Genomic DNA, 19,009 nt, shown 5'->3' on the forward strand with positions numbered 1-19,009 from the left:
CCAGGTCACCGCCAGCGGGCTGAAGCGGTGCCAGCCTGTTGGCGCGATCCGGGCCCGGGAAGCCGGTCGTCAGCCCGCGTCCATGGACATCCTTCGCTCCGGAGCGCCTGATCGGACGGCCTGGTGAGCATTGCGGCGAGGCAATCGAGTCGTCAGTCCACTGCAGGTGGCGGTGACTGGCTTTCAAAGCCGCTGTTGAAAATCTGGTCGGGGTCGAATCCGCCCCGCTCCAGCGCGCCGAGATCGCAGCGATCGTCGTCCGGTCGCACAAACCCGCGCTGATCCCGTGGAAGGCAGAAGTCGCGATCGCCCGCGCCCAGGGCCGGGCTGGTCGCCGACAGGCCGTGGGTCCGGGTGACGCCGCCGTTTCCGGCCAGTGGCTGAAGCTCAGGGGCCGATGTCAGCTGGGCCGTGCAACTGCGCGTGTCCTGCGCCAGCGTCGCGACCGTGTCGACGACGCCGCCGCTGATGAAGCAGTCCGGCCCGCGGTTGCCGGCGAGGATGCTGTTGATGATGGTGGTGTCGGCATTGAAGGCGAACAGGCCGCCCGCGGTCGGCGTGCTGTCGATGCGGCCGTTGTCGGTCACGGTGATGTGGTTGGCCACCAGAATCCCGCGATTCTGGATGGCGCCCTCATTGGTGATGCCGCGATTGCCGCTGAAGCTGCTGTTGAGCAGCTCTGCCTCGCCGACGTTGAAGACCGCTGCGCCCCGGGTGGCGCTGTTGCCGTCGAAGGTGCTGCCTTCGATCCTCAGGGTGGAACCGACGTCGCTGAAGATTGCGCCGCCGCCGAGGTTGCCGCTGGCCGCGGAGTTGTTGTCCATGCGGCATTCAAAGACCCTGAGCTCGCCGGAATTGCTGGCCGCGCCGCCGGTACCGGGGACATTGCCATTGCTGAGCCGCAGCCTGACCAGGCTGAGGTTTCCAGTCTGGGTGATGCGGAAGATCCGGTGATCCGCGCCACCGCGAAGCTGCACCAGCGCGTTGCCTGTGCCTGCCGATGCGCTGGCGACACGGCTGCCGTCAATCGTGAGCGCCTGGTCGATTACGATCTCGCTCGCCAGCTGGATCACGAAACGCTGGGCGAACTCGATGGTGCCCTTCGCGCAGACGCTGGACACGGCATTGCGCAGCGAACCTGCGCCGCTGTCGTTGGCCGTGCTGACAATCGCGGTGTTGACGCAGCCCAGCGGCGTCGGCGTTGCGGCGGCGTCCGCGGCAAGGGCGATGGCAGCGGCAAGCAGGCAGGGTCGCAGCGCGTGATCAGTGAGGCGAGGGTTCAACATGTCGGAGTCCGTGCGTTTGGAAGGCGATGCACGGTAGTCGTGGTGCAGGCCCTGCCAGAACTGAGCGCAGTGGGTTGTCGACACTGACCAAAGTGGGTGGTGCGAGCGTGAGCTACGGGGGCTCCATGTCGTGCATGACTCAAGCTCCCACCCGCGCACGGCGCACGCAGTCGGTGCAGTCGGCCGGGCAGGCTAGACTGCAGGCCCATCCAGTCCTGCGGGCGCGTATGGCCAGCCAGGTGACATCCGAACCTCGGGTCTTCGCGACCGCGTCGTCCCGGGCTGCGCTGCGAAGCCGGCGTCGTCGGCCGCGCGCGGCCTGAACACGATGAAGCTGTCCGAATCCCCGCAGGCCCAGCTCAACCGCTTCATCGAGGAGATGAGCGGTGAGCTGCAGCTGGAGCCGCTGCTCTCGCGTCTCGTCGAACTGGCCTGCCGGCTGATCGGGGCCGACGACGGCACCATCGGTCTGCACGACTTGCGAAAAGGCGTGATCCGCACGGCGGCGGTATATCGCATGCCGCATCGCGAGCTGGGCTCGGAGATGGCGCGCGGGGTAGGGCTGTCCGGGCAGGTCCTGCTGACCGGGCAGCCGGTGGTCTCGCGCTATGGCGACTTGCCCGGCATCACCCTGCCGGAGCTGGCGGACAACCAGGTCATCGGCATGCCGATTCTGTGGAACGGGCAGCTGGTCGGCGTGTTCGGCATCGGCGCCGAAGCGGAGCGGCGGCTCCCAGACGACGCGCTGGAGATGCTGGGCACCTTCGCCCGACATGCCGGCATCGCTATCACCAACGCGCGCCGCTACGAACAGGCGCGGCGACGCACTGCACGCTTCGCCCTGATCGCGCGGGTCGCGCGCTGCATCAATGCCGGCTCGGAGCTCGGGTCGATGCTGCAACAGACTGCCGACGCCATTCACGAGGTGCTCGAGTACCCGAATGTCGACATTCCCATGCTCGACACCGAAGACCCCAACGTCCTGGTGGTCGAAGTGCGCGGCGGTGGCTACAAGCGCGCGATTTCGGGCATTGACCGGCTGTCGATCCACCAGGGCGTGATGGGCTCGGCGGTGCGGGAGCGCCGCGCGCTGCGGATCGACAACGTCTACGACGATCCCCGCTACGTGCGCCCACCGAACACCAGGGGCGCGCTGGCCGAACTGGCAGTGCCGATCATGGCCGCCGGCGAGGTGCTGGGAGTGGTCAATGTCGAGGGCGAGCACCCCTTCGACGATCTGGATCAGCTCACGCTCGAAATCATCGCCGACCACCTGGGCGTGGCGATCCAGAACGCGCGGCTGCACCAGCAGAACCGCGAGGCCGCGGTGTGGCAGGAGCGCCTGCGCCTGCGTCGAGAGCTGCATGACTCGGTGACCCAGATCCTGTCCAGCGTCAGCCTGCTTTCGCAGGCGCTGCCCTCGGCTTGGCGCCGCAGCCCATCGGAAGGCGAGGCCGCGGCAGCACGGCTGGCCGAGCTGGCGCAGACCGCGTTCGGCGAGATGCGTGCGCTGCTGCGTGAACTCGAGCCCGAGGCATCGGCACGCGGTGATTCGAGTTCGGTGTGTCTGCGCACGGGCATCGAGAGCATGCGTCACGCCGGTCTGGTACCGGGGCTGGCGCGCCTGCTGGAGGCGATGATTCCGCCCGGCCTTGCGCGCCGCTATCACTTCGATCAGTACCTCACCCAGGACCTCGCGCATGAGGAGACGCTGTACCGGGTGTGCCAGGAGGCGGTCTCCAACGCGATCCGGCACTCCGGTGCGGACGAGATCGTGGTTGAAGCGCGGGTTGATGCCGAGCACGCCTGGCTGCGCGTCTGCGACGATGGCGGCGGTCTGCCGATCAACATGCGCGCGGGCATCGGGCTGAAGAGCATGAAGGAACGGCTCGCGCGCCTGGGGGGGCAGCTTGAGCTGCGCTCGGACCAGTCCCGCGGGCTGGAGGTGTGGGCGCGGCTGCCGCGCAAGGATCGAATACTGGGGTAGCAATGAGCGAGAGCGCGGTTCGGCTGATGCTGGTGGATGACCACGCCGTGGTCCGCGAGGGCCTGCGTGCGGTGTTTCTGGGCGCCAGTGGCTGCGAAGTGGTGGCGGAAGCCGGCTCCGGAGACGAGGCCCTGCGCCTGCTCGAATCGGTGCGGCCCGATGTGGTGATGATGGATCTGATGATGCCCGGTCTCTCGGCCGCCGAAACCATTGCGCGGCTCAAGCAGCAGCTGCCGCAGTGCAATGTCATCGTGTTCACCAGCTTCGGTGAGGATGAAGCGCTTCGCGCAACTCTGCAGGCGGGTGCGATGGGCTATCTGCTCAAGGATGCCGCGCGCCATGACCTGCTGAGCGCCGTGCATTCGGTGGCGCAAGGCCGGCCCTGGCTCAACGAGAGCATGCAGCGTCAGCTGCTGGAGTTGATGCGTAGACCAGCGCCCGAGGATCCGTTGGCCGGCCTGACCCCGCGCGAGCGCAGCGTGCTCGAGCTGATCGGACAGGGCATGAACAACCGCCGCATCGCCACCCATCTGGGCCTGACCGAGGGTACGGTCAAGGGCTACGTCAGCACGGTGCTGGAGAAGCTGGGGGTCGACGATCGCACGCAGGCGGCGCTGGCCTACAGCAAGCTGAAGCCGCAGGCCTGAAGCGAGCCCGATCCGCCGCGCCTGCGCAACCCGACACGGGTAGTCGGGGGGGTATCGATCCTCACTTTCGACAGGAGCGATGCCTCACCCCATGCAGTTCCCGCTGCGGCGCGGGAGACGAAGACTGGTGATGCACCCGCAGGGCAAGCCTGCGGATCCAGCCATCATCACCGGGAGTCGACCCATGCAGCTGCGAGTGATTGTCCTGACCAGCCTCGGCGCCTGCACGGCGTTCTTTCCGGCCCTTGAGGCGATGGACCTCGGCCGGCCGATGTCCGACGGCGAGCGCCCTCTGGTGTGTCTCTTACAGCTGGTGGCCGAGGGTTCGACCTATCCGTGCGAGGCCGTCCAGATCTCGCCCGAGCGGCTGCAAGCACTGCTGCCAACCGTCGACTGGAACCTGCTGACCAGCGAGGCGGTGCGAAGCGGCTTGCAGCGAGCGCTGCGCGAGCATGCCTCGGTCGTCGCGCCGCCGCGCTTGAGCACCCACTGCGCGATTGAAAGCCAGTACGCCTGCGCCTGCGGCGCACGCTGGCAGCACACGCGCGCCTGTGCCGGCGAAGATCGCTGTCCAATCTGTTTCGAGCCCTGTCATCCGCTGAAGTCGCGGCGCGTGGACGCTGCCCGCGAGTACGTCATCACCGGTTAGGGCGCGGCATCGTGGGGCCTGACTTGGATGCTGCGCCGCCGACAGCACGAGGCAGGCGGCGCATCGGGATGCACCCTTCGCGGGGTGGAGCCGCGGCATCCTTCGCCGATCCGGATCCAGACGGCAGAGGGCTTTGACGAATCCGCAGTCCCGGCTCTCAAGCTACATGTCGTGCTTGTTGAGCGCGTAGCCCAGCGCCTTGTACTGGCTCCAGCGCGCGCGCAGCGGCTCGCGCGCGGTCGGGTCGGCGGGCACGACTTCGAGCACGCGCTCGAAGGGCGGCGGGGCCACTTCATCGCGCAGGTTCAGCACCAGCGGCCGCGAGGGCGTATCGACGCCCGGTGGCACGATCAGCACCGGGGTGATGTCGTCGTCCTCGTCCATGCCCGCCACCTGGTGCGGGATGTAGGCCTCGTCGTCGAATTCCCACAGCAGCTGGTCGATCTCTTCGGCCTGCTCCTCGCTGCGCGCAAGGATCAGCATCGGCTGGCCGGCGCCATAGCCGCGCTTGGTGAGCTCGCAGACGAGCTTCAGCGGCTCCTCAAGGAAGCGCGGTTTGGCGATCAGGTAGAAGTCGGCGCGCATCTTTTAAGAGCCGGGATTGGGGATTCGGGATTCGTTGAGAGGCCGGGATTCGGGAGTTGGGATTCGGGATTCGCTGGATTGCGCCGGGCGCAGAGCGCCCGGCACTCGCTTGTCAGCAGCAAACACGCTGACCGCAACGGCCAGTCCTTGTCTGCGCGCTTAACCCGCAGCCATGCCTCGAATCCAGCGATCCGCGTCCCAACGAATCCCGAATCCCCAATCCCGAATCCCCGCTCGAAGGCGTCAAGACGCCTTCGAGCTCAGCCACTCCACCAGCAGCGGCACGGGCCGCCCCGTGGCGAGGCCCTTGCGTCCTTCATCCCAGGCGGTGCCGGCGATGTCGAGGTGGGCCCAGCGCTGGCCTTCGGTGAAGCGGGCGAGGAAGCAGCCGGCGGTGATCGCGCCGGCCCACTTGCCGCCGATATTGGCCATGTCTGCAAAGCCCGAGTCGAGCAGGGGCTGGTAGTCGTCCCACAGCGGCAGGCGCCAGGCGCGGTCGTGGACCTGCTCGCCGGCGGCCAGCAGCTCGTTCGCCAGATCGTCGTGTTTGGTCATCAGGCCGTGCGGGAACTTGCCGAGCGCGATCACGCAGGCGCCGGTCAGCGTGGCCACGTCGATCAGGGCCTGCGGCTCGTACTTCTGCGCGTAGGTCAGCGCATCGCAGAGGATCAGTCGGCCCTCGGCATCGGTGTTCAGCACTTCGATGGTCTTGCCCGACATCGAGGTCAGCACGTCGGAGGGCCGGTAGGCGTGGGCGTCGGGCATGTTCTCGACGGCAGGCACCACCGCGACCAGGTTGATGTTCAGCCCGAGCTTGGCAACGGCGAGGAAAGTGCCGATGACGGACGCGCCGCCGCACATGTCGAACTTCATCTCCTCCATGCCGGGGCCGGGCTTCAGGCTGATGCCGCCGGTGTCGAAGGTGATGGCCTTGCCGACCAGCGCGTAGGGGCGTTGATCGTTGGGGCCGCCGGCGTACTTCAGCACGATCAGCCGCGGCGGATTGCCGGAACCGGCGGCCACGCCCAGCAGACTGCCCATGCCCAGCGCCTGCATCTGCTCGCGCTCGAGCACTTCGACGCTGACCTTGTCGTGGCTGGAGGCGATGCCGCGCGCGGTATCGGCGAGGTAGGCCGGCGTGCAGATGTTGGGGGGCAGGTTGCCCAGCTCGCGGCACAGACGCACGCCTTCGGCGATGGCCTGCGCGCGGTCCAGCTCGGCCGCGTGCGCGCTGTCGCCCAGCAGGCTCAGGGTGTCCACACCGGCATCGCTGGCCGGCTTCTTGGTGGCGGTGTAGCGATAGCAGGCATGGTCGCCGATGACGGCCGCCTGGCGCAGGTTCCAGGCCGTATCGCGGCCGACCACGGCCAGCGCGGAAAGCGTTAACAGGACATGCCGGGCCGGACTGCCGGACAGCGACTTGACGGCATCGCCAACCACCTTCTGGTAGCGACCGGCGTCGAACTTTCCGGTCTCACCGAGGCCCACGCAGAGCACGCGACTGGCGCGGCTGCCGGCGACCCCGCGCAGCAGCGTACTGCGGCCCAGCTTGCCGCTGATGTCGCCCGCCGACAGCCAGGCGGACAGTTGGCCGCCGCTGCGCTCGTCCACGGCCTTGGCCGGGGCGCTCAGGCCGGCATCCTCGAAGACGCCGAGGACGAGCGTGTCGACATCCGCCTCGGCGGGATGGGTCTGGACGAGGTTCAGCTTGAGTGCCATGGCTTTCCTGTAAATCGCGATCGGTGGATACTGCCGCGCCCCGGTCCTTGGCCCGCCTGCTGGACAGCGGCGGCGGGTCGGCGGGAAGCGGAAAGCCCGCGATTCTACCAGTCCGCCTCGAGCCCACTGTTGCCCCGCCTTCACGAACCGCCGTCGCGGCCACCGCGCGGCGACCTCCGAACGACGCCCTTGGAATCCATGCACGCTCCCATCGCTGGCCTTGCCTCGCACCGCTGGAGCCGGAGCAGGTGATACGGCGCATCGACCGCTATGTCTGGCGCGAGCTGACGGGCGCCTTCGTGGCTGCCACCCTGGTGCTGCTGATGGTGAGTTTCAGCGGCCTGTTCGCCGACCTGCTCGGCAAGATCGCGCGCGGCAAGGTGCCTGCCGCCCTGCTGCTCTCGCAGGTCGGCCTGCGCTCGGTCGACATCCTGCCCCTGCTGCTGCCGCTGGCTCTGTTCCTCGGCGTGATGCTGGGCCTGGGGCGCCTGTACCGCGACAGCGAGATGGCGGTGCTGGCCTCGCTCGGCCTTGGCATCGCCGAGCTGAAGCGCGCGATCCTCGCGCTGGCCCTGCCGGTGGCGCTGATGGTTGGCCTCGCTTCGCTGTGGCTGTCGCCGCTGGCGCAGCGAGCGGCCGCGCGGATGATCGAGGAGGCCAACAAGAGCCTGCTGGTGATCGGGCTCGAACCCGGCCGCTTTGTCGAGCTGCCGGGGCGCAGCGCGGTGATCTACCTTTCCGACATGAGCGAGGACGGCAGCGAGTTCCGGCGCCTGTTCGTGGCCAGCGAGCGCGAGGGGCGGCTGGACGTGGTCACCGCGCGTTCGGGTGAACTGTTCCTCGAAGCGCAGGGCGACGAGCGCTACCTGTCGCTCACCGACGGCTTCCGCGTGGAGGGCGATCCGAATGCGCTCGATTTCCGGATGATGCGCTTTGCCCGCAACGACATCCGCGTGCCCGACAGCGAGCGCGCCGAGGTCGGCCGCCCCGAGTCTCAGCGCAGCCTGCCGGTGCTGCTGGCGGCCGAGGACCCGGCCAGCCAGGCCGAGCTGCACTGGCGCCTGGCCGCGCCCATCGCTTCCCTTCTGCTGGTGCTGCTGGCCCTGCCGCTGGCGCGCACGCCGCCGCGGGCGGCGCGCTACGGTGGCCTGCTGATTGCCCTGCTTGGCTACGTGGTCTACCTGAACATGCTCGCGGTGGGTCGCTCGTTGATCGCGGACGGCACCCTGCCTGGCTGGCTCGGCCTGTGGTGGGTGCATGCCGCTGTGGCGGTGATCGCCATCGGGCTGTTGCGGCGGCAGTCGCGCGCCAATCGTCCGCGCCTGCGCGCCCGGGGGGCGGCATGAGGGGCTGGATCAACCGCGCGGACTGGCTGGTGATGAGCCAAGTGCTGGGCGCGCTGCTGCTGACCTGGGGCCTGCTGGTCGGTTTCGATGCGCTGTCGGCGTTGATCAATGAGCTCGACGAGATCGGCGAGGGCGACTACGCCCTTGATACGGCCTTCCTGTACGTCACCCTGACCCTGCCGCGTCGCGCTTACGAGCTCTTCCCCACCGCCGCCCTGATCGGCAGCGTGCTTGGCCTGGGCAGTTTGGCCGCGACTTCGGAACTCACTGCGCTACGCGCTGCCGGCATGCCGCGCTGGCGCATCTCGGCCGCTGCGGGCGCCCTGGTGCTGATGCTGACCGGGCTGATGGTGATCTCCGGCGAAACCCTCGGCCCTTGGGGCGACCGCGCGGCCCAAGCCCTGGTGGTGCGGGCCAAGTCCACGGACGTCTCGCTGGCCGGCGGCTCCGGCCTGTGGGCGCGCGAGGGCGATCTCTTTCTCAACGCGCGGCGCGGCTCGGTGCAGGGTGAGGGCAGCCTATCCAAGGTCGTGCTGGAGGAGGTGCGCCTGTTCGAGTTCGATGCCGAGGGACGTCTGTCGGCGATCGCGCTGGCCGCGCGCGCCGAGCACCTCGGCAGCAGCTGGGACCTGATCGACGTGCGCCGCACGCGCTTCTTCGAGCGCCATGCCGAAGTCGAGGAAAAGCCGCGCGAGCGCTGGAACTCGGCGTTGAGCCCCGAGATCCTCGACTTCAGCATCACCCGGCCGCGCTATCTGGCGCTCAGCGACCTCGGCCACAGCATCGACTACCTCACGCGCAACGAACTCGATGCGGGCGCTTTCATCACCGCCTGGTGGGCGCGGGTGTTCTATCCGCTGAACGCGCTGGTGCTGTGCCTGGCGGTGATGCCCTTTGCTTTCGGCAGCCTGCGTACCGGCGGCTTCGGCAAGCGCCTGTTCCTCGGCATCGCTTTTGGCCTCGGTTACTTCGTGCTGCAGCGGCTGAGCGTGAACCTCGCCGAGGTCTACCGGCAGCCGATCTGGTTGGCAAACCTGGCGCCGCCGCTGCTCTTGGGCGGCCTTTCGTGGTGGCGCTTCCGCCGGCGGTTCTGAATACGCCGGCTTGAAAAATCGCGACCTTCCTGCTGTTGAAGTGCCGGCAGCTTGCGTGGTGGGGGTCAGCGTTGGCCCACTCCACGGCCCGTCCTTTGCGCGGCTCCGCGCGGGTCCGAACGCCGTTCGGACCCGCGCAAAGCGCCGGTTTCAACGCGGACGGGTCAGGCGATTGAGCAGCGGCGACAGCAGCAGCATGAACACGCCCGCGGCCACGCCAATCCACATCATCTGGCCGAAAAACTCGCCGTAGGTGGTCAGCGCTTTGGCCACATCGAAGCTGCCGTCCGCCTCGGGCGCAATCGAGGCCCAGGTACCGAAGCGGCCGGCGATCATCTCGCCGAAGGCCGAGAACAGGAACCACGCGCCCATCATCATGCCGACCACGCGCGGCACCGACAGGGTGGTCACCGCCGACAGGCCGATCGGCGAGAGCAGCATCTCGCCGGCCACCATCACCGCATAGGCGGCGATCAGCCAGCCCATGCCGACCAGGGCGCCACCTTCGGCCGCCGCCGTCGACCACTGCAATACGCCCATGGCTGCGCCCACCAGCACCAGAGCCCAGCCGAACTTGGCCGGCAGGCTGGGATTGAGGCCCGCCTTGTCGAGCCGCGGCCACAGCCAGGCGAAGACCGGGCTGAAGGCGATTACGCAGATCGCGCCGATGGCGGTGGTCTGGCCGGCGGTCCACTCCATGCCGAGGAAGCTGCGGTCCATGACGCGCTCGGCGAAGGCCACCCACGGGCCATAGCTCTGTTCGTACAGACCCCAGAACAGCGCACTGATGACGATCAGCACCATCAGCACGATCATCCGCCCGCGCTCGACGGCGGTGACGCCGGAGAACAGAAAAAAGCCGAACCATACGAACAGACCAGCGCCCATCACCACGGCGACCACTTCGGTCAGAGTGACTTCGTGGCCCTCGAACACAGCCCCCAGCCAGCTGAAGTCGAGGCGGGTCTGCAGTACCTGCCAGACCACCACCACGGTCACCAGCCCGGCCAGGTAGATCAGCCACTCGCGTGAGAGTCCGGCCAAGGCCGGTGCGCGCAGGAAGGCAGGGTCGGCCGGTTCGGCGCGGCCCAGCAGATGCTTCTGGCCGAGCACGAACTGCACCAGTCCGACGCCCATCATCACGCCGGCCAGAGCGAAACCGTAGCCCCAGCCAATGGTCTCGCCGATCCAGGCGACCACGATCGAGGACAGTGCGGCGCCGACATTGATGCCCATGTAGAAGATCGTGAAGCCGGACTCGCGGCGCGGGTCGGTGTCGGCGTACAGACGCCCGACGATGGTCGAGATGTTGGGTTTCAGGAATCCCACGCCGACCGCGATCAGGGCCAGCGAGGCATACATCACCTGGATCGCCAGCAGGTCCTGCTGGGCGGCCCCGACGCTGCCGCCGGCCTGGCTGCCGGTATAGGCCATGCCGAGCTGCCCGAGCACCAGCAGCACGCCGCCGAACACCACGGCCTTGCGCATGCCGAGATAGCGGTCAGCGAGGATGCCGCCCAGCAGGGGCAGGGCATAGGCCAAGCCGGCGTAGGTGCCGAGCAGCAGGTAGCCGTTGCTGTCAGTGAACAGGTGGTGCTTGGTGAGGTAGAGGAACAGCAGGGCCTTCATGCCATAGAAGGCGAAGCGCTCCCACATTTCGGTGAGGAAGCAGACGTACAGGCCTTTGGGATGGCCGAACAGCTCCCCGCTGTTCGCGGGCTGGATGGCTTGGGACACGCGTTTGAACTCCCCCGATTGGATTCAACTGCGCGCGTTCGACCAAGGTCGATGCCGTGCGCAGGCCGCCGGGAGTATAGCGACAGCCCGGCGGCCCGCCGCCTTGGCCGAACGAGCGGGTTGGCAGCTTCAGGGGGGCGCCCTAACATGCCCAAGTCCTTTCGGAGTGACCACGATGATCCAGCCGCTCGCGCGCTTCGCCTTTCTGCTCCTTGCCGTTCCGCCCTTGCTCGCTTCGCTGCCCGCCAACGCCAAGGAGCGCGGCCTTGACGCCCGCGACCTGAATGCACTGGATCGCGTCGGTGCGCCAACGCTGTCGCCCGATGGCCGGCTGCTGGCCTACACCCTGCGGGAAGCGGACCTCGAGGCCAACCGTGCCGTCACGGGCGTGTTCCTGCGGGGGCTTGAAGACGGTGCGGAGCCGCGCCGGGTCAATACCGAGGGCAAGAGCGGCAACAGCCCGAGCTTCTCGCCCGATGGCCGCACCCTCTACTACCTGAGCGCCGAGAGCGGCTCGATGCAGCTGTGGGCCGCACCTGTGCGCGGCGGCCGCGCGCGCCAGGTCAGCGACTACCCGCTGGACGTCGGCACCTACCGCATCTCGCCCGATGGCCGGCGCGTGGCGCTGAGCTTCCGTGTGCATCCGGACTGTGCGGATCTCGCCTGCAGCAAGCAGCGCAATGAGGCCAAGGCCAGCGCCAAGACCACCGGCCAAAGCTACGACCAGCTGTTCGTGCGCCACTGGGACAGCTGGAATGATGGCCAGCGCAACCAGCTCTTCGTCGCCGAGCTGAAGGATGGCCAGGCCCGCGGCGAGCCGGTGCGGGTCAGTCGCGGCATCGACGGCGACGTGCCCTCGATGCCCTTCGGCGGCGCGGACGACTACACCTGGGCGCCGGACTCGCAGAGCCTGGTCTTCAGCGTGCGGGTTGCCGGCCGCATCGAGCCGATCTCGACCAACTTCGACCTGTTCCATGCCGAGGTCACCGGTGACGCGGCGCCGCGCAACCTGACGCCCGACAATCCGGCCTGGGATGCCAATCCGCTGTTCGCCGATGACGGCAAGACCCTGTACTACACGGCCATGAAGCGCCCCGGCTTCGAGGCCGACCGCATGGCGGTGATGGCGCTCGACATCGAGAGTGGCGCGCGCCGTGAGATCGCCCCCGAGTGGGATTTTTCCGCCGGCGCGCTCAGCCTGCATCAGGGTGAGCTCTACACCACCACCAATCGCCTCGGCGAACACCCGCTGTTCGCGCTCAAACCCGACAGTGGCGAGGCCCGTATCGTCGTCGGCGGTGGCAACGTCACCGGCTTCGCCCTGCACGGCGACACGCTCGTGTTCCAGCGCGACAGCCTGACCCAGCCGGCCCAGCTGTTCGTCTCCACGCCCAAGGGCGGGGTCGAGCGTGCGCTCACCGACTTCAACCGCGAGCGTCTGGCCGGCATCGGCATGGGCGCCTTCGAGCAGTTCAGCTTCGAGGGCCATGGCGGCGCGACGGTCTACGGCTACGTGGTCAAGCCGGTCGGCTACGAGGCCGGGCAGAAGTACCCCGTGGCCTTCATCATCCACGGCGGCCCGCAGGGCTCGATGGGCAACAGCTTCCACTACCGCTGGAACCCGCAGACCTACGCGGCACGCGGCTACGGCGTGGTCTTCATCGACTTCCATGGTTCCACCGGCTACGGCCAGGCCTTCACCGATTCGATCTCGCAGGACTGGGGCGGCAAGCCGCTCGAAGACCTGCAGAAGGGCTGGGCGGCCGCGCTGTCGCGCTACGAATTTCTCGACGGTGAACGCGCCTGCGCGCTGGGCGCGAGCTACGGCGGCTACATGGTCAACTGGATCGCCGGCCAGTGGGGCGAAGCCTGGGACTGCCTGGTCAGCCACGCCGGCGTGTTCGACACCCGCATGATGGGCTACAGCACCGAGGAACTGTGGTTCACCGAGTGGGAGAACGGCGGCACGGTCTACGAAAACCCCAAGGCCTACGAGCAGTTCAACCCGCTGCTGCACGTCGACAAGTGGAACACGCCGATGCTGGTCATCCACGGTCAGCTCGATTACCGCATTCCGGTGGAGCAGGGCATCGCCGCCTTCACCGCCCTGCAGCGTCGCGGCGTGCCCAGCCAGTTCCTGTACTTCCCCGACGAGAACCATTGGATCCTGAAGCCCGCCAACAGCGTGCAGTGGCACGACGCTGTGCTCGACTGGCTGGATCGCTGGACCAAGGAGTAAGCCGTGTCTGCCGATTCCACCGTGCTGGATCTCGCCCGCCTGCGCAAAAGCTGCGGCCAGTGCTCGCTGCAGCAGCTCTGCCTGCCGGCCGGCATCAGCGGCGAGGAGCTGGAGCGCCTCGACGAGCTGGTCAAGAAGCGTCGCCCGCTGGAGCGCGGCGACCGCCTGTTCCGCACCGGCAGCGCGCTGTCTGCGCTGTACGTGGCGCGCACCGGCAGCTTCAAGACCGTGGCCATGAATGAGGACGGTGACGAGCAGATCATCGGCTTCCACCTGCCGGGCGAGTTGATCGGCCTCGATGCGCTGGGCAGCGGCAGCCACCGCTGCGAGGCAGAAGCCTTGGAAGGCGCCGAAGTCTGCGAGATCCCGATGAACGAGCTCGAGCGCGTGGCCCAGCAGGTGCCGGGCCTGCAGCACCAGCTGCTGCGCATCATCGGCAAGAGCATGGAGCTCGATCAGGACCACCTGGGCATGCTCGGCCGCCGCCACGCGGCCGAGCGCGTGCTGCTGTTCGTGCACGGCCTGAGCGAGCGCCTGCGTTCGCTGGGCCGGCCGCACGACCAGTTCAGTCTGCCGATGAGCCGCGAGGAGATCGCGAGCTACCTGGGCCTGGTCATCGAAACGGTCAGCCGCAGCTTCACCAAGCTGCAGGAAGACGGAATCATCAGCATCCGCGGCCGCCAGCTGAAGATCCTCGACAGCAAGCGCCTGTCCGATGCGGCACACGCGCCGGAGCAGATGCGCGCGGCGGGGCGGTAAGCGCTTGGTACGCCGCAGGTTGGGACACGCCGAAGGCGCGTCCCAACCCTGTCGTTCTCCAAGCGGCCTATCCCGCCCAGCTCACTCCACCCCACCCACCCGCACCCGCGCGGGCTTGGCCTCACCGATGGCGCGGCGGTCCGGGCGATACATGTCTTCGGCAAAGGGTGGCGGCAGCACGTAGTCGCCGGGGCTGACCGCGCGCACCAGGTAGAACAGGCGCGCCTGCTGGCCCGGCCACAGGCTGACCGCGGCGACAAAGCGGTCGTCGCGGTATTCCTGATGCTTGATGTCGGCTTGCCACTGGCGCTCGCTCATCGCCAGCCCGTCGATGACCATGCTGCCGATCTGGTTGGGGTCGCCGAGGCCGAGATTTTCGGCTTCCAACCCGCCGGGCAGCAGATCAACCACCAGACCCTCGCGCAGCACGGTCTCGGCCTCCAGCGTTAGCCGCACCACCAGGGTGTCGCCTTCCTTCAGCGCGCTGCCGTCCCATTCGCGGCCGTCGGTGTGGAAGTAGTGGCGCTGCACGCGCAAGCCTTCGCTGATCGGTGACGGCGCCTGCCGGCGGAAGCCGACCACGTCCTCCACCACATGGATCGGTGCGGCGCCCTCGGGTTCCACGCGCACGCCGCGGCGCAGCGCGTCGGCATCGAGCTGCAGGCTGTGCAGCAGGGCGGGCGGGCGCGGCTCTTCCCCGGAAACGCGCAGGCCGAGGCGCTCGTCGCCCTCCTTCAGCAGCAGGCTGCCGAGACGGAACAGGGCGGCCTGCTCCTGGGTGCTGAACCAGCGTTGCGGCCCGCGTGCGTCGATGGCGCGGACCAGCTTGAGCAGGGCCTCGTCGGTGCCGGCGTCGTTCAATCCGTGGCTGCGCAGCAGGACCTGGATGAGCGCGGCGTCGCGCACCTCCGAACCGTAGTCGCCGAGATACTCCGGCCGCGCATCGGTCTTTTTCTCCGCCGCCGCCAGCGCCTTGCGCGCGCGCTCGGGATCGCCCTGCAGCTGCAGGGCCACCGCCAGATGCACCAAGGGCAGGGCGGTCAGCGACTGGCCCTGCTCATTGTCGAACAGGGTGCGCAGGGTGCCGAGTGGCGCACGGTTGACGCGTGCGAGCACGTAGCCGGCGTAGGCGCGTGCGGCGAAGCGCAGGTGCGCGGGGTTCTCGTAGTTCCAATAGCCCTCGCCGCCGCTCAACAGGTCTTCGGACAGGCGCTTCAGGGCGGCTTCGAGCACGGCTTCGGGGATGGCTTCGCCCTGCTCGCGCGCGCTCAGCAGCAGGTCGGCGACATAGGGCGTCAGCATCGGCTGCTCCCAGCTGTCGCCGGGCCAGAAGCTGAAGTGGCCGCTGGCCTGCTGCATCGCCGACAGCCGCGCGAACCCGGCGGCGATGGCGTCACGGCGCATGTGGGCGTTCATCGGCGCGACCGGCAGGCGCTGACCGCCTTCGCTGCCCAGCCAGACCAGCGGCCACAGCCGGCTGCTGGTCTGCTCCAGGCAGCCGTAGGGGTAGTCGATCAACCCTTTGAGCGCATCGGTGAACGGAATCGGCGGGCGTCGGCTCAGGCTGACCTGCAGCAGGGCGCTGTCGACCTCGAGGGGGGCGAGGTCGCCGGTGTCGTAGCTCAAGCTCTCCCCATCGTTGAGCACGCGCATGCGGCTCAAGCGTTCGGCCGGCCAGGCCGGGCGCACCACCAGCTCGAACTCGCGCGTGAGTTCGCGGCTGCCGTCGCTGGCGCTCACGCTGAACTTCGCGGCGGTGTTGCCGGCACCGGCCTCCAGATCGAACGCCAGGGTGCGGCGCGCGCCGTCGCGCAGTTCGACCTGCTGGCTGCCGCCGGCGATGCGCAGCGGTGCGTCGGCCTTCGCGCTGAGCGTGTAGCGCGCATCGGCGCCGCTCAGGTTCTGCAGGTCGACGCTGAGCTGGGCGCGGTCGCCGGGCGCCATCACGCGTGGCGTGCTGACCTCCATCACCAGCGGCGCGCGCACGATGACCTCGTCCTCGGCCTGGCCGTAGCGATCGGCGCTGAAGGCGAGCGCCGCCACCCGCAGGGCGCCGTTGAAGTCGGGGGCTTCGAAGCGCACGGTCGCGCGACCCTCGGCATCGAAGACGACCGGCCCGGAATGCAGGGCGATGGTCTTGACCTTGGCGGTGGGGCGACGCGCCTGCGGCAGGTTGGGCAGGGCCGCATCGCCGCCGAAGCGCAGACGCGCACGCTGGCCCTCGAAGCGTTCGATGACCCGGCCGTAGAGGTCCCAGGCTTCGATCGACAGCCCGCGCCGCGCCAGGAAGTGCGCGATCGGGTCGGGCAGCGGGTAGCGGGTGAGGCTGAGGATGCCCTGGTCAACGGCATCGATCGTCACCCGCGCGGTCTCGCCGGCCAGGTCGCTGGCCTGCACGGTGATCTCCAGCGGCTGGCCCGGACGCACCGGCGTGTCCGGCGCGTCGACGCTGAGCGCGATGCGGCGCTCCTCGCGGGCCATCGGCAGATGCACCATGCCCAGGGCGCGGTTCGGTCCCGGCTGGCGGGCGTTCTGCCCGGGCCGCAGCAGGATCAGGCTGGCGTAGACGTCGTGGCGGTTCATCGCCTCGCTGATCGGCACGCGCAGCACCGTGCCCGGGCCGACCTCGACCGATTCGCTGTGCAGCAGCTGGTCGCTCTCGACCACCAGCACGCCCGGGCCTTCATAGGGCGCGGTCACGGTGATCTCGGCGATGTCGCCGACGCGGTAGGCGGGCTTGTCCAGCGCCAGCTTGACCTTGTCGGGGCGGGCATCGAGCCCGCGGTTCTCGTCATCCCAGCCCCATCCGGCGGTAAACGGCAGGCGGGTGGTGAGGCCGGTGGCGGGGTCGGTGATTTCGAGGCGGTACTCGCCCCACTGAACCGGCAAGCGGATCGTCGTCGGCGTGCGGCCATCGACGTCGACCGTGCGCGATTCGACGGTGAGGAAGCGCTCGCTGTAGTCGGTTTTCCAGCCGCTGCCGTCGACCCAGCTCCAGTGCAGGTCGCGCAGCGCCTGCACCAGTTTGACCTGCAGGCCCTGACCCGACTGCAGCTGGCCCTGCGCGTCGCTGCGCACGATCTCGAAGCCGGCTTCGGTGTCGGTGCCGGGGCCATCGGCCAGTTCGAACAGGGGGCGCACGCCGACCAGCTGCGGCGCCGGCCACAGGCTGCGCACCAGACTGCGGCGGATCGCGCGGCCGCCGCTCTCGAAAAGGCTGCCGTTGACGATCAGCTGCAGCGGGCTGGCACTGGCGGCGCCGTCCTTCAGCAGCTCGATGGTCTGCGCGCTGCGGCCGTCTTCGCCCAGTTCGATGTCCAGCACCTGCTGCGGCGCCGGCAGCTGCAGGGTGGCGTCGCCGAAGCGGTAGCCGCGCAGCGCCGGCACGGCCTCGCTGTCGATGCGATAGGCCAGCTCAGCACTGAACCGGTTGCCGCCCGCAGGTGCGCCATACAGGTAGGCACCTTCAACCGCGATCGCGAGATCGGCACCGCGCGCCAGCGGGCCGGCTTCGGCGTCAAGGTTCAGCTTCATGCGCTCGGGCAGGAACTCCTCGACGCGGAAGTTGAAGCTGCCGACCGGGGTCTTGTCGTCTGGCGCGGTGCGCAGCTCCAGCCGCCAGCGGCCGGTGGGGGCATCCTCGGCGACCTTCTGCTCGAAGCTGTAGTAGCCCAGCTCCGCGGCGGCGAGCTCGCGCTCCACCACGGCGCGGCCGTCGGGCTGCAGCAGGCGCGCGAACAGCGGCTGTGCCGCGCTCAGCGAGCGGCCATCGAAATCGCGCAGCAGCGCCGAGGCCTGCACCGTCTCGCCCGGGCGGAACAGGTCACGGCCGGACCACACATAGGCATCGAGCGCCGTGTGGCGGCGGCCGGCGACCTCGAAGTCGGCCAGGTCCAGCGCCGGCTGGCGGAAGGGAATCAGGGCCAGCTCGGCGTCGCGGCGGGCGACCAGCACGTCCTCGGGCGTCGGTGCATGCGAAAGGGTGGCCTGGCCGTCGCCGTCGGTGGCGGCTTCGGCCACCACGCGGCCGCTGCCGTCGATCACTTCCACGCGCACGCCACCGCGCGGCTGGCCGCTGTCCAGCGAGGCCGCGCGCACCCACAGCTGGCTGCCGTGCAGGCGGGCGTGCAGGCCGATGTCGGTGACGCTGAAGAAGGTGGTCTGGTACTGGCCGCTGAAGTCGCCGACCTGGCGCAGCACCGCGAAGTACAGGCCGGGCTCGCGCAGCTCGGGCACGGTCTGCACGGGCAGGAAGCTCACCGTCCGCTCATTGGGCCGCTGGTTCAGCACGAAGCGGTTGGCATAGACCGAATCGGCCAGCCCGGACAGATTGCCCAGGTCCCACCACTGGCGCTGGCCGGAGCGCTGGAAGTTGGCGAAGAAATTCGAGTACTCGCTGGGCCGCACGCGCAGGAATTCGACATCGACCTCGGCGACGTTGACCGACACCACCGGCAGGCCGTCGGTATTGCGCGCCGGCAGCACGCTGCCCTGACTGGCGAAGCCGACCTGCGGCGGCAGCGCGCCGGAGTGGATTTCCTTGACCACCTCGCTGCCGAGGCTGGCGCCTTCGGCCGCGGTCAGGCCCGCGTCGATGCGCACCGTGTAGCTCTTGTCGGCCTCGATGTAGGGGTAGCGCAGGCGCGTGCGGTCGGGGTCGAGCGTCCAGCCGCTCTGGCCTTCGGCGCCGTCCGGGCCGGTCACCTTGAGCAGCTCGTCGAAGGGCTGGGTGACCGCCAGCGGCTGCGAGAACTCCAGCACCAGGGCCGGGCGGCCGTTGTGGCGCTCGGCGCCCCAGCGGGCCAGGCCAAAGCCCTGCACCTGGGCGGTTTCCAGCGCCGGGGCTTCGATTGGCGCGGGCGGTGGCGCCTCGCGCGAACATCCGGCCCCCAACAGGGCCAGAGCCGCCGCCAACGCACATGCCATCCACGTCCCGCTGCGCACACTGCCCATGTTTTGCT

General features: G+C 68.9%; 12 protein-coding genes. 7 read left to right on the forward strand and 5 right to left on the reverse strand.

Features of this window, described 5'->3' with window-relative positions; translation table 11 throughout:
* Nucleotides 1–152: 152 nt before the first annotated feature.
* Nucleotides 153–1,286 (reverse strand): choice-of-anchor Q domain-containing protein, encoded by a 1,134-nt coding sequence (locus BLP83_RS06000; protein ID WP_091240096.1) that lies wholly within the window; start codon nucleotides 1,284–1,286, stop codon nucleotides 153–155.
* Between the two features lie 328 nt (nucleotides 1,287–1,614).
* On the opposite strand from BLP83_RS06000, the gene BLP83_RS06005 reads away from it, so the two are divergent.
* From BLP83_RS06005 to BLP83_RS06015, 3 genes are all read left to right on the forward strand, one after another.
* Complete coding sequence (locus BLP83_RS06005; protein ID WP_091240098.1) at nucleotides 1,615–3,273, forward strand: sensor histidine kinase; 1,659 nt, start codon at nucleotides 1,615–1,617, stop codon at nucleotides 3,271–3,273.
* Nucleotides 3,274–3,275: 2 nt separating this feature from the next.
* Nucleotides 3,276–3,920, forward strand: a complete 645-nt coding sequence (locus BLP83_RS06010) for a response regulator (protein WP_091240101.1) — start codon at nucleotides 3,276–3,278, stop codon at nucleotides 3,918–3,920.
* A 184-nt stretch (nucleotides 3,921–4,104) separates the two neighbouring features.
* Nucleotides 4,105–4,569, forward strand: coding sequence for a hypothetical protein (locus tag BLP83_RS06015; RefSeq protein ID WP_091240103.1), 465 nt, complete (start codon nucleotides 4,105–4,107; stop codon nucleotides 4,567–4,569).
* Nucleotides 4,570–4,731: 162 nt separating this feature from the next.
* On the opposite strand, the gene BLP83_RS06020 is transcribed toward BLP83_RS06015, so the two are convergent.
* Both BLP83_RS06020 and BLP83_RS06025 read right to left on the reverse strand, forming a co-directional pair.
* Nucleotides 4,732–5,154 (reverse strand): DNA polymerase III subunit chi, encoded by a 423-nt coding sequence (locus BLP83_RS06020; protein ID WP_091240105.1) that lies wholly within the window; start codon nucleotides 5,152–5,154, stop codon nucleotides 4,732–4,734.
* Nucleotides 5,155–5,397: 243 nt separating this feature from the next.
* Nucleotides 5,398–6,873, reverse strand: a complete 1,476-nt coding sequence (locus BLP83_RS06025) for a leucyl aminopeptidase (RefSeq protein ID WP_091240108.1) — start codon at nucleotides 6,871–6,873, stop codon at nucleotides 5,398–5,400.
* A gap of 248 nt (nucleotides 6,874–7,121) precedes the next feature.
* On the opposite strand from BLP83_RS06025, the gene lptF reads away from it, so the two are divergent.
* Nucleotides 7,122–8,219, forward strand: a complete 1,098-nt coding sequence (lptF, locus tag BLP83_RS06030) for an LPS export ABC transporter permease LptF (protein WP_176764032.1) — start codon at nucleotides 7,122–7,124, stop codon at nucleotides 8,217–8,219.
* Nucleotides 8,216–9,313 carry an LPS export ABC transporter permease LptG gene (lptG, locus tag BLP83_RS06035; protein ID WP_091240113.1) on the forward strand — a complete coding sequence of 366 codons (1,098 nt, stop codon included), beginning with the start codon at nucleotides 8,216–8,218 and terminating at the stop codon, nucleotides 9,311–9,313. The genes lptF and lptG overlap by 4 nt, the downstream gene beginning before the upstream one ends.
* Nucleotides 9,314–9,463: 150 nt before the next feature.
* Here the strand turns inward: lptG and BLP83_RS06040 are convergent, their stop codons facing one another.
* Nucleotides 9,464–11,050: a peptide MFS transporter gene (locus tag BLP83_RS06040; RefSeq protein ID WP_245679970.1), complete on the reverse strand. Its 1,587-nt coding sequence runs from the start codon at nucleotides 11,048–11,050 to the stop codon at nucleotides 9,464–9,466.
* Nucleotides 11,051–11,225: 175 nt separating this feature from the next.
* Between BLP83_RS06040 and BLP83_RS06045 the strand changes: the two genes are divergently transcribed.
* Together BLP83_RS06045 and BLP83_RS06050 are read left to right on the forward strand one after the other, a co-directional pair.
* Nucleotides 11,226–13,289 (forward strand): dipeptidyl-peptidase 5, encoded by a 2,064-nt coding sequence (locus BLP83_RS06045; protein WP_091240116.1) that lies wholly within the window; start codon nucleotides 11,226–11,228, stop codon nucleotides 13,287–13,289.
* 3 nt (nucleotides 13,290–13,292) lie between these two features.
* A complete protein-coding gene (locus BLP83_RS06050) occupies nucleotides 13,293–14,048 on the forward strand; it encodes a helix-turn-helix domain-containing protein (protein ID WP_091240119.1) in 756 nt (251 codons plus the stop codon).
* Between the two features lie 81 nt (nucleotides 14,049–14,129).
* Here BLP83_RS06050 and BLP83_RS06055 read toward each other — a convergent pair whose 3' ends face one another.
* Complete coding sequence (locus BLP83_RS06055) at nucleotides 14,130–19,001, reverse strand: alpha-2-macroglobulin family protein (RefSeq protein WP_091240121.1); 4,872 nt, start codon at nucleotides 18,999–19,001, stop codon at nucleotides 14,130–14,132.
* Nucleotides 19,002–19,009 lie beyond the last annotated feature (8 nt).

This window comes from Aquimonas voraii (genome assembly GCF_900101825.1).
GTDB lineage: Bacteria > Pseudomonadota > Gammaproteobacteria > Xanthomonadales > Xanthomonadaceae > Aquimonas > Aquimonas voraii.

Excerpts from the sequence above, each read along its gene's own strand:
- BLP83_RS06045 (WP_091240116.1), top strand. The coding sequence starts at position 11,226 with ATGATCCAGCCGCTCGCGCGCTTCGCCTTTCTGCTCCTTGCCGTTCCG.
- lptG (WP_091240113.1), top strand. The coding sequence starts at position 8,216 with ATGAGGGGCTGGATCAACCGCGCGGACTGGCTGGTGATGAGCCAAGTG.
- BLP83_RS06010 (WP_091240101.1), top strand. The coding sequence starts at position 3,276 with ATGAGCGAGAGCGCGGTTCGGCTGATGCTGGTGGATGACCACGCCGTG.
- BLP83_RS06020 (WP_091240105.1), bottom strand. The coding sequence starts at position 5,154 with ATGCGCGCCGACTTCTACCTGATCGCCAAACCGCGCTTCCTTGAGGAG.
- BLP83_RS06055 (WP_091240121.1), bottom strand. The coding sequence starts at position 19,001 with ATGGGCAGTGTGCGCAGCGGGACGTGGATGGCATGTGCGTTGGCGGCG.
- BLP83_RS06015 (WP_091240103.1), top strand. The coding sequence starts at position 4,105 with ATGCAGCTGCGAGTGATTGTCCTGACCAGCCTCGGCGCCTGCACGGCG.
- BLP83_RS06005 (WP_091240098.1), top strand. The coding sequence starts at position 1,615 with ATGAAGCTGTCCGAATCCCCGCAGGCCCAGCTCAACCGCTTCATCGAG.
- BLP83_RS06025 (WP_091240108.1), bottom strand. The coding sequence starts at position 6,873 with ATGGCACTCAAGCTGAACCTCGTCCAGACCCATCCCGCCGAGGCGGAT.
- BLP83_RS06000 (WP_091240096.1), bottom strand. The coding sequence starts at position 1,286 with ATGTTGAACCCTCGCCTCACTGATCACGCGCTGCGACCCTGCCTGCTT.